Origin of the sequence: Nitratireductor sp. GZWM139, from assembly GCF_030068685.1 — a bacterium.
Lineage (GTDB): Bacteria > Pseudomonadota > Alphaproteobacteria > Rhizobiales > Rhizobiaceae > Nitratireductor > Nitratireductor aquimarinus.
This window is the reverse complement of the sequence record NZ_JAMQML010000002.1, coordinates 138911-154187: the sequence shown is the minus strand read 5'-3', so window position 1 is coordinate 154187 and position 15277 is coordinate 138911. Positions and strand designations below refer to the sequence as shown.

Annotated in this window: 13 protein-coding genes and 1 pseudogene; 7 read left to right on the top strand and 7 right to left on the bottom strand. The window is 61.5% G+C overall.

Annotated features, from left to right (window positions below; translation table 11 throughout):
• The 3 genes and pseudogenes from NDI72_RS03180 to NDI72_RS22045 all read right to left on the bottom strand — a co-directional run.
• Positions 1-828 carry an ABC transporter permease gene (locus NDI72_RS03180; protein ID WP_283799565.1) on the bottom strand — a complete coding sequence of 276 codons (828 nt, stop codon included), beginning with the start codon at positions 826-828 and terminating at the stop codon, positions 1-3.
• The gene (locus tag NDI72_RS03175; RefSeq protein WP_283799564.1) at positions 825-1835 is read right to left on the bottom strand and encodes an ATP-binding cassette domain-containing protein; all 1011 of its coding nucleotides are present in this window, start codon (positions 1833-1835) and stop codon (positions 825-827) included. The genes NDI72_RS03180 and NDI72_RS03175 overlap by 4 nt, the downstream gene beginning before the upstream one ends.
• Before the next feature lie 161 nt (positions 1836-1996).
• Positions 1997-2347, bottom strand: a pseudogene (locus tag NDI72_RS22045) (transglycosylase SLT domain-containing protein); the annotation flags it as partial.
• 426 nt (positions 2348-2773) lie between these two features.
• Here NDI72_RS22045 and NDI72_RS03165 point away from each other — a divergent pair.
• The 3 genes from NDI72_RS03165 to NDI72_RS03155 all read left to right on the top strand — a co-directional run bounded on the left by NDI72_RS03165 (position 2774) and on the right by NDI72_RS03155 (position 4435).
• Positions 2774-3328, top strand: a complete 555-nt coding sequence (locus NDI72_RS03165; protein ID WP_206554215.1) for a methylated-DNA--[protein]-cysteine S-methyltransferase — start codon at positions 2774-2776, stop codon at positions 3326-3328.
• A 209-nt stretch (positions 3329-3537) separates the two neighbouring features.
• On the top strand, positions 3538-3795 hold the full coding sequence (locus tag NDI72_RS03160) for a hypothetical protein (RefSeq protein WP_113155749.1): 258 nt from the start codon (positions 3538-3540) through the stop codon (positions 3793-3795).
• Positions 3796-3940: 145 nt separating this feature from the next.
• The gene (locus tag NDI72_RS03155) at positions 3941-4435 is read left to right on the top strand and encodes a hypothetical protein (RefSeq protein WP_283799562.1); all 495 of its coding nucleotides are present in this window, start codon (positions 3941-3943) and stop codon (positions 4433-4435) included.
• A 135-nt stretch (positions 4436-4570) separates the two neighbouring features.
• Here NDI72_RS03155 and NDI72_RS03150 read toward each other — a convergent pair whose 3' ends face one another.
• Positions 4571-5422 carry an EAL domain-containing protein gene (locus NDI72_RS03150; RefSeq protein WP_283799561.1) on the bottom strand — a complete coding sequence of 284 codons (852 nt, stop codon included), beginning with the start codon at positions 5420-5422 and terminating at the stop codon, positions 4571-4573.
• A 4-nt stretch (positions 5423-5426) separates the two neighbouring features.
• Positions 5427-6347: an EAL domain-containing protein gene (locus NDI72_RS03145; RefSeq protein WP_206548206.1), complete on the bottom strand. Its 921-nt coding sequence runs from the start codon at positions 6345-6347 to the stop codon at positions 5427-5429.
• Positions 6348-6529: 182 nt separating this feature from the next.
• On the opposite strand from NDI72_RS03145, the gene NDI72_RS03140 reads away from it, so the two are divergent.
• From NDI72_RS03140 to msrP, 4 genes are all read left to right on the top strand, one after another.
• Positions 6530-7732, top strand: coding sequence for a pyridoxal phosphate-dependent aminotransferase (locus tag NDI72_RS03140; protein WP_113155753.1), 1203 nt, complete (start codon positions 6530-6532; stop codon positions 7730-7732).
• 125 nt (positions 7733-7857) lie between these two features.
• Complete coding sequence (locus tag NDI72_RS03135; protein WP_113155754.1) at positions 7858-9393, top strand: putative bifunctional diguanylate cyclase/phosphodiesterase; 1536 nt, start codon at positions 7858-7860, stop codon at positions 9391-9393.
• A gap of 207 nt (positions 9394-9600) precedes the next feature.
• Positions 9601-11649 carry an elongation factor G gene (locus NDI72_RS03130; RefSeq protein WP_283799559.1) on the top strand — a complete coding sequence of 683 codons (2049 nt, stop codon included), beginning with the start codon at positions 9601-9603 and terminating at the stop codon, positions 11647-11649.
• A 120-nt stretch (positions 11650-11769) separates the two neighbouring features.
• Positions 11770-12753, top strand: a complete 984-nt coding sequence (gene msrP, locus NDI72_RS03125) for a protein-methionine-sulfoxide reductase catalytic subunit MsrP (protein WP_283799558.1) — start codon at positions 11770-11772, stop codon at positions 12751-12753.
• Positions 12754-12994: 241 nt separating this feature from the next.
• Here msrP and NDI72_RS03120 read toward each other — a convergent pair whose 3' ends face one another.
• Both NDI72_RS03120 and trxB read right to left on the bottom strand, forming a co-directional pair.
• Positions 12995-13885, bottom strand: coding sequence for a LysR family transcriptional regulator (locus tag NDI72_RS03120; RefSeq protein WP_113155757.1), 891 nt, complete (start codon positions 13883-13885; stop codon positions 12995-12997).
• A 77-nt stretch (positions 13886-13962) separates the two neighbouring features.
• Positions 13963-14937, bottom strand: coding sequence for a thioredoxin-disulfide reductase (trxB, locus tag NDI72_RS03115; RefSeq protein ID WP_113155758.1), 975 nt, complete (start codon positions 14935-14937; stop codon positions 13963-13965).
• Between the last annotated feature and the right edge of the window lie 340 nt (positions 14938-15277).

Genomic DNA, 15277 nt, shown 5'->3' with positions numbered 1-15277 from the left:
CTAACGGCGACGGTAAAGCCACAGAACGACTGGCGAAAGAACGACCGTCAGCAATGCCGGTGCAAGAAGCGCCAGGAGCACTTCACCACCTGTGGCCGTTCCCGCCATCAGCCCCCTCAAAGCCGTCGTCATATGCGAAACCGGGTTCCGGACCACAAAGGCCTCCAGCCAGCCAGGCATTGTTTCGGGACGCACCATGATGTTGGAGGCGAAGACCAGCGGGAAGATGAAGGTGAAGCCGATTGTCATCACCGTCATCGGCGTGCGGATCAGAAGCCCGAGCACGATGAAGATCCAGCCCGTGCCAAACCCGATTGCGATAAGCAGCAGGAAAGAGGCGACGATGCCCGTCAGCCCCGCTTCGGGCCGATATCCCAAAACCAGCCCGACAGTCAGGATGATGAGGCCCGCAATCGTGTGGCGCAGGACATCTCCGACCATCAATCCGGCAAAGGGTGAAAGGGACCAGATGGGCAGTGAGCGAAAACGTTCGAAAAGTCCTTTCGACAGATCTGTCGAAAGCCCCATGCCCGAATAGACGGAATTGAACACCACCGTCTGCACGAGAATGCCCGGCAGGAAAAACTGGAGGTAATCGCTGGTCGAGCCCGCGAGAGCGCCGCCAAACACGAATGTGAAAAGCAGCGTGAACATGAGCGGCGTCATGATCAGATCGAACAGCTGCTCGGGCACATGTTTGAATTTCAGCACCGCCCGCCAGCCAAAGGTCAGCGCATTTGCAATAGCCGAAGGCCGCGGCGGCCGCGCCACATTGGAAAGCATGGCAGGGCCAGTCTCTATGGCAGGACCAGTCTCGGCGGAATTCATGACACGTCTCCCTGTGCATCCTCTTCGATGGGCTGGCCTGTCAGCGCGAAGAACACTTCATCAAGGCTGGGCGAGCCCATGGAGAAATCGGAAAGTTCAATGCCAGCCGCAAGCAGCCTGGCGATTGCCTCATTGGCGGCTTTCGGAGACCCGGCGACGATGGAGAGCGTCGCCCCCTCGGCGCTGCGCTGCGCCGTACCGTCCAGCGCATGCTCCAGAATGGCCTCGGCCTCATCCAGACGCTCCGTATCGGCAACGGCCACATGCAGAAAGCCCGAGCCGATTGCCGACTTCAACTCGCGGCTCGTGCCCTCGGCGATCTTGCGGCCGTGATCGATCACTGCAATGCGGGCGGCAAGCTGGTCGGCTTCCTCCAGATACTGTGTTGTCAGGAGAATGGTGACGCCCGACTTCGCCAGCGCGCGGATCATCTTCCAGACACCCTGGCGCGCCTTGGGATCAAGACCGGTGGTCGGCTCATCGAGAAAGAGAACACCCGGCGTTACGATCAGGGACGCGGCGATGTCGAGACGCCGGCGCATGCCACCCGAATAGGACTTCACCTGCTTCTTCGCCGCAGCGGAAAGCTCGAAGGCGGAAAGCAGCTCATCCGCCCTCGCCTTTGCGGTGCGCCCGGCAAAGCCCCAGAGCCGCGCCAGCATGACCAGGTTTTCGCGCCCCGTGAGATCCTCATCCAGCGAGGCGAACTGCCCGGTCAGCGCGATTGCGCCGCGCACGGCATGCGGCTCGGTCGCCAGATCGTGCCCCATGACGCGCGCGGTTCCACCATCAGGCTGCGCAAGCGTCGCCAGCAATCGTATGAGCGTTGTCTTCCCCGCGCCATTGGGGCCGAGAATGGCGAAAATCATGCCGCGCGGCACGTCGAGGTCGATCCCGTCCAGCGCCTTGACGTCACCGAAACGCTTGACCAGCCCGCGCACTGAAATGGCGAGCTGCGCGGCGTCCTGCGCCGCTGAACCGGTCTGAACCGGTAAAGTATCGTTCATGCCTGTTCCTCCGGCAGCCTGTTGTCAGCTGCAAGACGGACCCGGGGGGCGGAATCCGACAGCGCGGAGAAATACACCAATGAGCAATTGCCCTGAACCGCATTTCGCGGGAAGCGGGCAGGTTTGCTGACATCTCTTGCCGTCAGCTGACGTCAGTTGCGCAGGCCGGTTTCCTTAAGGATACCCTTGCGCTTTGCGTCGTAATAATAGCCGCTTGCATAGAAACGAACGGCTTTATCCTCATTGCCGTCAGCCGTCATATAGGCGCCGCGCAGATATTTGACCGCGTATTTGAGGTTCGTTTCCGCGTCCAGAAGACCGGAAGCAGGCCCACGGTAGCCCATGGTCTGCGCGGTATCATGACGGATCTGCATGAGACCCCAGTAGATACGGTTGCGGGCAGCCGGGTTGAAATTGCTCTCGCGCTTGACGACACGCCGCACCAGCCGCTCGGGCACCTCGTAAATGCCCGCATATTGCGCGATCAGTGCATCGAGCTCAGCGCTGCGCGGGGCAACCGGCGACACCTTTCCGCCAGCCTCCAGCGCCGTCAGGGCCGCGCTGGGCGGACGCTGGCCCGCAAAGGCATCCGGCGTCACATCTCCATCGCTGATCTGGGCGTCCTGCTCTGCCACCAGGCTGTTTGCCACAAGCTGTGCATCGGCACGGCTTTCAGCGGCATCGGTCTTCGCCTGAACGTCGCTCCCCGCGGTCGTGCATGCAGCCAGCGACGGCAGCGCGATCACAAGTCCGGCAACGAGATAACGGGAGAAAAGAGGCAAGGCGCATTCCTTCGATCAACGAGTCCCCACCCGCGCGCCTTCTATCGCGCAACCTTGGGTAAGGCAATCATTTGTCAGGTGACCCTTCGTTCACTCTTCGTGCCAGAATGTATCCATGTTAGAGCTGGGCCGCGAAACGATCGGAATGGAAGCGCCATGTCCGTGCCCGGCCATCATGTATTTGAAACCGCCTTCGGCTTTTGCGGCGCGGGCTGGAGCGATGCCGGCCTCGTGCGCTTTGTCCTGCCAACGCCAGAGCCTGACGCGGTTGAGCAGCAGCTGAAAGCCCGGCTGCCGGATGCCGCGACTTCCACCCCATCCGGCGCGGTGGCAGAACTCGTGACGGCGGCGCAACGCTACTTCGCGGGAAGCGAAGAGGACTTTTCCGGGTTTCCCCTCGATCTCTCGGGCATCAGCCCGTTTCACCGCACGCTCTACACGGCCATGCGCAGGCTCGCCTATGGCGAGACCACGACCTATGGCGCGCTTTGCGAGAGCGTCGGCTTTCCCAGGGCCACCCGAGAAACGGGCGCAGCCATGGGGCGCAATCCCATGCCGCTCATCATACCCTGCCATCGTGTTCTGGCGGCCGGCGGCAAGATCGGCGGATTTTCGGCTCATGGCGGCATCGCCACCAAGCAGAAGATGTTGGCCATGGAGAACGCCCGCTCTCCGAATGCGGAGCCAGCCCAGGCGTCATTCTCATTCTAGCCGGGCTCCAGAGTCAGGGCCCTAGCCTCTGGTTGAATCTTGCTCTTGCGCACAAACACAGGTCGCGCATAATTACAGCGATTCTGGCGGTCCCGGTGGTTAGTGGGGACAGCCACAATCTTGCCGCCAATCGGTCGATTTCTTGGCGGTATTCTTGTTCAGCGTTGGGTCTCTTTTGCGTCAGTGTCATTCAAACCGACGAGAATTCCATGCGCCATTCAACCGACAACGGTATCAAGGACCGCCTGACCGAACCTTCCGAGATGGTTGCGGAGGTCAAACGCCTCCTGTCCAGTGGCATAAAGCTCGATCAGGTCCCCGCCGAGCTCTCCCAGCTGTATTACATCGACGTTGACCTCTTGAATGCCGTCCTGCGTGTCGTGCGCAAACATGCCAGCACGAATGCAGCAAAAGCCGGAAGCGCTTCGAGCCAGCGTCCGGATATTGACTCTCAGGCAGCGGCCTGAACAACAGGAAAGCCCTGAAAGAAGGGCTTTTTCATCAAATTGTAGAGAAGGCAGACACGGTTTCAAAATCCTCCTCTGGTAGCAAGAGAACAACGGGCGCAACCAACCGCCCAAACGCATCGACCAGAAAAGAGGATAGACCCTGTTGCTCGGCAATATCTTGAATCTGCCGCTGATTGGCGGACACACCTCCAGGCCACCGGCCCCGCCCCCCGCGCCCTCCACTTCCGAACCGTCTTCCGCCACGCCAGCACAGGGTGGAACCAGCCAGTCGCCGGCGGCGGCGGACACGTCCGGCACACCGGCATCAGGCGCAAGACCGGGCGCGCAGCCAGCGGCAGCGTCACATGCGCGCGGCGGCCCCTCCACATATCAGGCGAGTTCCGGAAGCTTCGCACCGGCAAAGGCCGATGACGACATAGCTGTTGAAGCATGGGCAAGACGCGCCGCAGTCGAGGTGCAGAGAAACGAACAGTTTGCCTCCATGCTCTCGCGCATTGCAAAACCGGAGGCATCAGAAAGCATCGTGCTGATGCAGAACCATCGGGAAGGCACGACGGATCTGGCGTCCGCCACCGCCGCCTATGGCGAGAACGACGCCTATGATGCACCGCCGGCAAGGGACAAGGCAGGCGCGTAGCTGCTCTCAGTCACAGGCCCGGTGCAAGCCGGGCCTGGATCGCCGGTCGCTTCTCTGGAGGCCAAGGAACGATACAGGCCCGTGATGGAACATCGGGGTGCCCGAAAACCGGATTCCACTTTTCGGCCCGATGCTCTAACGCAATGAAACGACAACCTTTTCAGGATCCCGGAAAAAGCGGTCGATTTCGAGTGGGCCAAGCTCCTGCACCGATCCGGCCATTGCCCGCCTTGCAAGCAGATCGCCCTGCACCAGATCTGCCCCGGCATCCAGCGCCGCTTCGAGCTGCGGGGGTGTCTCCACACCCTTCACAAGAACGCTGGCTCCCTGCCGCTTCAGCCCTTGCACGAGCTTTGCAAGGAGGCGTCTGGCAGGCGCAACGGGCGCGATCCGGCGGAACCAGCTCCCATCAATCTTGACGATTTCAGGCCGCAGCTTCTCGACGCGCTCAAGCGCGCTCTGCCCCGGTCCGAAACCATCGACCGACAAGCGCACACCGCTGCTGCGCATTGTCTCCAGAAGGCGCTCCGACACTTCTGCCAGCGGATCCGGAGCAGCCCGGAAACCGCAGACAAGCGCCTGAGGCGCAACGCCGGTCTGCGCAAGCCGCGCGAGCATGAAGGCAAGATGGCTCATTGCATCCGCGTCGCTCTGCCGCTCTGTGTCGAACCCCAGATGCAGCGACAGACCGTCCTCACGCATCTGGTGGCAGTTTCCAATGTGCAGGAGACTGCAAAGCGTTCGCACCTGCCGCTCGCGCTCCGGGGCGACCGACAGCAGGAACATTTCTGTCTCGACGGGCCGTCCATCGAGCATTGGCTTTGCGCAGGCATCCAGCGCCTCCGGCTCAAGGCTATCGCCTGAGACACGGAAGACCGGCTGATAAAAGGATTTCAGCCGGTAGGCTCCATGGAATCCTGTCTCCAGACCGATTTCATCGGCGATGATGGATCCGGCAGGCGCGCCGGGGACAGTCACGGCTCCCATGACATCACGCTCCGCGCCGGCCAAATGTGCGCCTTGCACGCGCAGCAGGCGCAGACGAAGTGTCATCCGCTGGCTTGCTCCGCTCCAGACGGGCCGCTGCATTGGAAAGGATTTCCTTGCGCGCAGTCTCGCGCGCGACTTCGAATTCATCGAACGCACCCGGCGCAAGCTGCGGTTTCGCCAGCGCAAAACCCTGCACCATCGAAACACCACAGCGCTCGGCCAGCTGAAGCTGCTCGCCGTTTTCGATGCCTTCGAAAACCGTGCGAATGCCTTTTTCGGAAAACGCGCTGACCATGTCGGTGAGCAGGCTGACGCCCGAGGCGGAAGCGAGCAGGCGCGCCGTCCACGCCCCGTCGAACTTCACGATGTCCGGTCCCAGAGCCTCAATCCGCTTCATGTCGGAATTGTCGGCGCCGTAATCGTCCACCGCCACGCGGTAACCAAAGCCCTTCAGGGCGCGCACAAACTCAAGCAGGGACGCATCGGAACCGGTTTCCTGCTCGGTGATCTCACAGACCACGCGGTGCGGCTCGACGCCTGCCTCGGCCAGCACTGTCTGAATGTCCCGCAGGGCGATTGTCGCAGAAGCAGCATCCACGAAATGCGACGGGTCGAAATTGACGAACAGGGAAGCCCCCCGGTTCAGGCATACACCGGCATTCAGAAGATGCACGGTTCGCGCCAGCGTCTCCACGTGAAAACGGTCGACTTCGGGAATGCTGGAGAAGAAAATGCCCGGCCCCACGGGCTGGCCATCGCGAAAAGGGCGCAACAGCCCCTCATAGGCGCTCACCAGAAGTCGTCCACCGCGAAAGGAGAAGATCGGCTGGAAGGCGGTTCTTAATGTGTAGCCACCCCAGACACCCACTGCACTTGCGTCCGCCTGTCGGACGATGTGGGCCAGGCCGATGCTGCGCGACATTCTGCGCTTCCTTGCAAGTCGTCATTCAATCCCGGCAGAATGGCACCCCAGCCTTTATTCGCGGTTAACGACTGGTTTAACGCTGCAAATTCGCTGGCGGCTTGCGATTTTGCTCGTGATCGGACAAGAAGGGAAACGCTGATCCTCAGCGTAAAATCTCACAGGAACCGGAGTCTTCCATTATGGCTTTCCTTGCCGATGCCCTTTCACGCGTAAAACCCTCCGCTACCATCGCGGTTTCCCAGAAAGCGCGCGAACTGAAAACGCAGGGCCGCGACGTTATCGGTCTTGGCGCAGGCGAGCCGGATTTCGACACGCCGGACAATGTGAAGAATGCAGCCATCGACGCGATCAATCGCGGCGAAACGAAATACACGCCGGTCTCCGGCATCCAGCCGCTGCGCGAGGCGATTGCCGCCAAGTTCAAGCGCGAGAACAATCTCGACTATGACTGGAAGCAGACCATCGTCGCCACCGGTGGCAAGCAGATCCTATTCAACGCCATGATGGCGACGCTCAATCCCGGCGATGAAGTTGTCATCCCGAGCCCTTATTGGGTCAGCTATCCCGAGATGGTTTCCATCTGTGGCGGCACGCCCGTCTTCGCCGAGACCAGCATCGACAATGGCTTCAAGCTGACGCCGGATGCGCTTGAAAAAGCCATCACGCCGAAGACCAAATGGCTGATCATGAACTCGCCGTCCAACCCGTCGGGCGCAGCCTACACCGAAGCCGAGCTCAAGGCGCTCGCCGACGTGCTCATGGCGCATCCGCATGTGTGGGTGCTGACGGACGACATGTATGAGCACCTCACCTATGGCGACTTCAAATTCTTCACCATCGCCGAGGTGGAGCCGAAGCTCTATGACCGCACGCTGACCATGAACGGCGTCTCCAAGGCCTATGCCATGACCGGCTGGCGCATCGGCTATGCGGCCGGCCCCATCGAGCTCATCAAGGCGATGGACATGATCCAGGGTCAGCAGACCTCGGGCGCATGCAGCATCGCACAGTGGGCCGCCGTCGAGGCGCTCAACGGTCCTCAGGACTTCATCACCAAAAACAAGGCGATCTTCCAGGGCCGCCGCGATCTGGTGGTTTCCATGCTCAACCAGGCGAAGGGCATCAACTGCCCGGTGCCGGAAGGCGCATTCTACGTCTATCCGTCCTGCGCCGAGCTGATCGGCAAGACCGCGCCTTCGGGCAAGGTCATCGAGACCGACGAAGACTTCGTGTCCGAGCTTCTGGAAGCCGAGGGCGTTGCAGTGGTGCATGGTTCGGCCTTTGGTCTTGGCCCGAACTTCCGCATTTCCTACGCCACGTCGGAAGAGCTTCTTGAAGAAGCCTGCAACCGGATTCAGCGCTTCACCGCATCGCTGAAGTAATTGCCTTAGGGGGTGTTTTGATTGCGCGGCAAAATATCTTTTTTGCCGCGCAACATTCTTAACGCCCCCTTAGAGTTTCGTATTGTTCTCTCCGTCTCCAGGGGCCTTGGGGAGAAAGCGGGGGCATGAGCATCCTCTCCACCGTGCAGCGTAATGGCGAACGGTTTTACAGCGGCGTTCAAGCGCTTTTGATTTCGGCGACGGCGATGGTGGCCATCGCCTATTTTGCGCCGCCTGAGGAAAGCGCTTTCACGACCTGGCTGCTGCTGACCTGCATGGTGCTCAGTGTCGCAGGCCTGGCCCTGCTCACCTATCTGCGACGCACCGTTTCACAGCAGCTTCAGGATGCCGTGCGCATCGAAGCCGAGCGCCACAGGGTCACCGAAACCGACCTCATGACAACCGCGCTCACACGCGGCCGTTTTCTTGACGAACTGAGCGCAAGCATCGGCACGCTGTCCAAGCCGCGACGCATCATGCTCCTGCTCGTCGATCTCGACCATTTCAAGCAGCTCAATGACGGTTTCGGCCACCAGTTTGGCGATGAGGCGCTTGCGCATCTGGTCGCCTGCGCGCGGCATTGCTTTCCCGACTGCGCCATTGGCCGACTGGGCGGCGATGAGTTCGCCATCCTGATGTACGGCAATGACCTCAACCGCTGCCGCACGCGCGCCCAGAAGCTGCTTGCCATGCTGCAGGACGGGCGCGCCTGCGAAGGACATCAGGTGCCGCTCAGCGCTTCCATCGGCATTGCCGTCGCGCCACAGCACGCGAGCAGCCACAAGGAACTGCCACTTCTGGCGGATCTGGCTCTTTACGAAAGCAAGGGCGCAGGACGCGGCAGGGTGACGGTTTTCGATCCGGACATGCTGTCGGAGAAACGTCAGCGCCGTCTTCTCGAGCGTGAACTCAGGGCGGCTGTCTACCTCAACGAACTCGAGCTGCACTATCAGGTGATCACCGACACGGAGCGAAACCGCGCGGCCGTGGAGGGGCTTGTGCGGTGGCGACACCCGGTGCGCGGAATGATATCGCCGGGCGAGTTCATCCCCATTGCCGAACGGTCAAGCCTGATCGACATGATCGGCGAATGGGTTTTCCGCCGGGCCTGCCTCGATCTGCACCGCTTCCCCGACAACCGCATCAGCATCAATGTCTCGGGCGAGCAGCTGAAGCGTGATGGTCTGGTGCACATGCTGGACCGCGTTCTGCAGGAGACGGATGCGCAGGCCAACCGCTTCATTCTCGAGATTACCGAAACCGTGGCCACCGCCGCCACGCCGGAGATCATCGCCCGCATCGTTCGGCTGCGCGAGATGGGCTTCCACATTGCGCTCGACGATTTCGGCACGGGTCACTGCGGCTTCAACTACATCAAGACGCTGCCCATCGATGCGATCAAGATCGACCGCAGCTACATTCACAATCTGGACGATGACCGCATCGCCCAGGTGTTCGTCTCCGCCCTCACCCAGATCGCGCGCATTCAGGATCTCGTCATCGTGGCGGAGGGGATCGAAACAGAGGAAGAGTTCCGGCTGGCCCGCTCGGCCGGCTGCAATCGCTTTCAGGGCTATTATCTGGGAAAACCGCAGCCTCTGCCCCCTTTTCGAGAAGCGCCCGGCCTCACTGAACGTCGGGCGCTAGCTCTCTCGGCCTGACGCCCCTTGCCCAAAACCCGCAGCCGTGTGACGATATTTTCACGGAGAACGTCGGCGCTCCGGCATGCAGATGCCACGCACGGGTTTCTCAAGGGCGCAGAATGCTCCTGATCATCCGTCAACGCGCCACGACCGCGCGACGGCCGCCGAGGCCGGCCGCCGCTCATGAAACGTGTGGGTGAAACGCGTGACAGGAGACCGCCAGCCATGGGAACACGCTCGGGAGAAAGAAGCCGCGGACCGAAATGCATCGCCATTGTCGGTCCGTTTGCAAGCGGTAAGACCACCCTTCTTGAAGCCATTCTGGAACGTACCGGCGCCATAATGAAACAGGCCGCGACCGGCTCCGGCGCGACAGTCGGCGATCATTCGGCAGAGGCCAGAGAGCACCAGATGAGCGTCGAGGCGAGCATCGCCACGACGGAGTTTCTGGGCGAGAGCATGACCTTCGTCGACTGCCCGGGCTCGATTGAATTCGCCCATGAGGCCGATCCCGTTCTGGCGGCTGCCGACATGGCCATCGTCGTGACGGAACCCGACGAAAAGAAGATCGCCGCCCTTCAGCTCACCCTCCACCGGCTGGACGAGCTGGGCATTCCGCGCATGATCTTTCTCAACAAGATCGAGCATGCCACGCTCGGCGTGCGCGACATGCTGAAGATGCTGCAGCCGACCAGCGACACACCGCTGATGCTGCGCCAGATCCCGCTGCGCAAGGACGGCATTGTCATCGGCTCCATCGATCTGGCGCTTGAGCGCGCCTACATCTACCGCGAACACGCCAGCAGCGAGATCGCGCCCATCGACGACGACGACAGGGCGCGCGAGGTGGAGGCCCGCTTCTCCATGCTGGAGACGCTGGCCGACCACGACGACAAGCTGATGGAGCAATTGCTCGAAGAGATCGAACCGCCGCGCGATGCGATCTTCGACGATCTGGCGGCCGATTTGCGCGACGGCAGTGTTACGCCGGTTCTCATCGGCTCGGCGGAAAAGGGCAATGGCATCCTGCGGCTGCTGAAGTCGATCCGGCACGATTCACCCGACATCGAAGCCACCCGCGAGCGTCTTGGCCTGCAGGAGACGGACGACACGGTTCTTCAGGTCATGAAGACCATCCACACGCCCCATGGCGGCAAGCTCTCGGTCTCGCGCGTGCTGTGCGGCACGCTCACCGACGGAACGGAAGTGCGCAACGAGAAGGCATCCGACAAGGTCTCGGGCATCTACACGCTGCTTGGCCGCGAGCAGAACAAGGTCGCCAGCGCACAGGCCGGCGAAACGGTTGCTCTCGGCAAGCTGGACGACGTGCGGACAGGCGATACGCTCACCACGGGCAAGACGCCGATTGCGCCGCTGATCGCGCTTGAGCCGCCTCAGCCCGTCTACTCCATGGCTGTGCGGCCCGGCGACAGAAAGGACGAGGCAAAGCTCTCGCTCGGCCTGCAGAAGCTGGCGGAGGAAGATTCAGCACTTGGCCTCGAACAGCGGCAGGAAACCGGAGAGACGGTGCTGTGCGGCCAGGGCGAGATGCACCTGCGCGTCACCCGCGAGCGGCTGGAAGGCAAATACCAGGTGCCGATCACCACGGCCCCGCCCAGCGTCGCCTACCGTGAGACGATCCGCAAAAACACCACCCAGCGTGGCCGCCACAAGAAGCAGTCGGGCGGGCACGGGCAGTTCGGCGATGTGGTTCTGGATATCCGCCCCCTGCCCCGCGGCTCGGGCTTCGAGTTCACCGACACGATCACCGGTGGCGTGGTGCCCAAGCAGTACATCCCGTCCGTGGAAGCCGGCGTCATCGATTATCTGAAATGCGGGCCGCTTGGCTTTCCCGTCATCGATGTGGCGGTGAACCTTGCAGACGGCTCCTATCACAGCGTCGATTCCTCCGACATGGCCTTCCAGCTTGCCGGCAGGCTGGCCATGAAAGAAGGGCTTGGCGACTGTTCTCCTGTTTTGCTGGAGCCGATCCTCAAGGTGGAGGTTCACACGCCGTCCGATGCGACGGCGCGGGTGACCGCCATCCTCTCTCAGCGACGCGGGCAGATCCTCGGTTTTGACGCGCGCCCCGGCTGGAACGGCTGGGACGTGGTGGAAGCGATGATCCCGGCATCGGAGACAGGCGACCTGATCATCGAACTGCGCTCGGCCACGGCAGGCGTGGCGGGCTATCGCGCAAGCTTCGATCATATGGCCGAGCTTACGGGGCGGCTGGCAGACGCCGCAATGAACGCGCAGGGGAAGGCGGCGTAAGCGGCAACAGCCGCAGGGCTTCAGCCCCTGCGGCACACAATCGTGAAGTCGTGTGATTTTGACAGGCGGGCATCTGGCCCTACCACTTGGACAAACTGGAAAAGCAAGCTGGAGAAAGCCATGCCCGCCATCCACCGCCGCCCGCGCTGGGCGGTCGCCGAACATGCGGCCACGCCGGAAGACGTTTTCGCCAACCGCCGGACCATTCTGAAAGGGCTGGGGCTTGGCATGGGCGCGATTGCCGGCGCCGGGTTGCTGCCCGGGATGGCACGGGCGCAGGGCGGGGATGACGCCGCAGGCCGCACCGCCGCGCTTTATCCGGCAGAGCGCAACACGGCCTACACGATCGAACGTGACGTGACGCCGGAAGACGTCAGCAGCGCCTACAACAATTTCTACGAATTCGGTTCCCACAAGCAGATCGCGCGCGCCGCACAGGCGCTGCCCACCCATCCGTGGGACATCGAGATCGACGGTCTGGTGGAAAAGCCCATGACCATCGCCTTCGAGGATCTGGCCAAACGCATGCCGCTGGAAGAACGTCTCTACCGGCATCGCTGCGTTGAGGCATGGTCGATGACCGTGCCGTGGACGGGTTTTCCGCTTTCCGCCCTTGTGGCGCTCGCCAGTCCGCTCTCAGCCGCCCGCTATGTGCGTTTCGAGACGTTCAACGACCCGAGCGTTGCCGGCGGACAGAAACAGGTCTGGTATCCCTGGCCTTATGTGGAAGGCGTCACGATGGAGGAAGCGGCCAACGACCTCGCCTTCATGGTGACGGGCGTCTATGGCAAGCCGCTTGCAAAACAGTTCGGCGCGCCCCTGCGCCTCGCCCTGCCCTGGAAATACGGCTTCAAGTCCATCAAATCGATCCGGCGGATCAGCTTCACGGAAAAGCGGCCCGTCAGCTTCTGGGAAGAGATCGCGGCCAGCGAATACGGCTTCTGGGCCAATGTGAACCCGCAGGTTCCGCATCCGCGCTGGAGCCAGGCGGAAGAGCGTGTCCTCCACACGGGCGAGACCGTGCCCACGCAGCTCTTCAACGGCTATGGCGAAGAGGTTGCCGCGCTTTATGCGGGGCTCGAAAACGAACAGCTCTATCGCTGACAATCGCGGTTTTGGGGTGCAGATAAAAAAAGAGCCGGATCAAAAGAGATCCGGCTTAGTCATTGGAAGTGCCATATAGGCGAAACCTCCAGAGGGGAACACTCGCGGGGGCAAATGGGAGGAGAACGCCCCCGGGAGTGCTTCTCATATGGGCAATCGCCGCCTAAATAACAACCACATGATTTTGCAATTCACCCATGCAATTTTGCATGACACGCCGTATTTCTTTGGAAATACTGCGTCAAAATGCCCAATGACGCGATTTTGAAATCAAGAAATCGCGGAAGGCATGCAGCTTTGCCTGATTTTTCATCACGTTCGGATAGCAGAAATAGGTGTCGAAGGATGGCACCGCCGTTTCGGGCATAAGCTGCACGAGATCGTTGCTCTTGCCGACCACATAATCAGGCAGCATCGCGATGCCGGCACCACGCTGAACGGCCAGCTTGATCGACAGGATGTTGTTGATCTGAAGCGCTGTCTGGCGCTTTTGGCCCTCCGGTCGGCCAGCGGTCTCCAGCCAGTTCATGTCGCTCAGATGCGGCGGCACTGCCTCGCCAAACGTCACGATCCGGTGCTTGTCCAGATCCGCGATCGACGACGGCTTGCCATGCTTGTTCACATAGGATGGCGATGCGAACAGGTGGAAATGCACGGTGAACAGCTTGCGCTGAATGAGATCCGGCTGCTGCGGCTGACGCATGCGAATGGCGCAGTCGGCCTGCCGCATGGTCAGATCCAGCTCCTCATTGTCGAGGATCAGCTGCAACTCGATGTCCGGATAGAGTTCGATGAACTCCGGCAGACGCTCCGTCAGCCAGCCCGTGCCAAGCCCCACCGTGGTGGAGACCTTCAACAGGCCGGATGGGCGATCCTTCGCCTCGGTCAGCCGTACGCGCACGCTTTCGAGCTGCATCAGCACCTCATGCGCGGTGCGGTAGAGCATCTCGCCCTGCTCGGTCAGAACGAGGCCGCGCGCGTGCCGATGGAAAAGCGGCACGCCCACTTCCTGCTCCAGCGCACTCACCTGGCGCGAAATCGCCGACTGCGAAAGATGCAGTATCTCAGCGGCGTGCGTAAACGAGCCAGCCTCTGCGGCAGCGTGAAAAACTCTGAGCTTGTCCCAGTCCAACGCCTCGTTCTCCTCTGTCAGGCGCTCGTACCGTTATGGGCGTTGCCGCCCGGCTGTCGTTGCGTGTTGTTCCCGCTCTATTCGGCAGCCGCCTTTTCTGTTTCCAGCGCCGCCAGGTATTTTTCCGCTTCAAGCGCCGCCATGCAACCAAGGCCCGCCGCCGTGACCGCCTGGCGGTAGACATCGTCGGCCACGTCGCCCGCTGCAAACACACCCGGCACATCGGTCTGTGTCGTGCCCGGCTGCGTCCAGAGATAGCCATTCGGCTTCTGCTTCAGCTTGCCTTCAAACAGCTCAACCGCCGGCGCATGGCCAATGGCCACGAACACGCCATGCGTTGCCAGCTCGGAAACCTCGCCCGAATGCACATTCTTGAGGCGCACGCCCGTTACCGATGCCGGCATTGGCGGCTTGGCCGGGGTGCCGGTGATTTCATCGATCACCGTGTCCCACATGACCTTCACATTCTCTTTCGCCAGCAGGCGCTCCTGCAGAATGCGCTCGGAGCGCAGTTCGTCGCGGCGATGAACCAGCGTTACGGTCTTGGCGAGATTGGAAAGATAAAGCGCTTCCTCGACCGCGGTATTGCCGCCGCCGACCACCACGACGTCGCGCCCGCGATAGAAGAAGCCATCGCAGGTGGCGCATGCCGAGACACCGAAGCCCATGAAGGTTTCTTCGGAGGGCAGGCCAAGCCACTTCGCCTTTGCGCCTGTGGCGATGATGAGGGCGTCACAGGTGTATTCCGTGCCGGAATCGCCCTTGAGCCGGAAGGGGCGCGAGGAAAGATCCGCTTCCACGATCAGGTCGTTGGCGATTTCCGCGCCGACATTCTCCGCCTGGCCGCGCATCTGCTCCATCAGCCAGGGGCCCTGGATCGGATCGGCAAAGCCCGGATAATTCTCCACCTCGGTGGTGATCATCAACTGACCGCCCTGCTCCATGCCCGCAACGAGAAGAGGCTTCAGCATGGCGCGCGCCGCATAGATGGCGGCCGTGTATCCGGCCGGACCCGAACCAATGATGAGAACGGGTGCATGACGACGTGACATGGAGTGAATCCTTTCTTCCTCGATGGCCCGCAGAAGCTGACATCTGGTCGCTTGCCGGCTGCAATTCTGGCTCTGCGCGCATCAAAGCAGCCACCCGCCAACGATACGCATTTTTTGGACGGCCGACCTATTAGGCCACCATCCGGACAATTCGGTGACATGATCTAAGTATTCACCACCCGATTGTGCAAGGCGAGGAATGCGTTTCCAACAGCTACCGAACGCCGCTACCGCTGTTTATCGCAGTCTGCATACCCTCAAACACGGTGGATAGAGCCCGTCGCAAACAAATGCATTGCTTGGCTTGCCATGACGCATGCCCTAATTTCGGTCTGCGTGC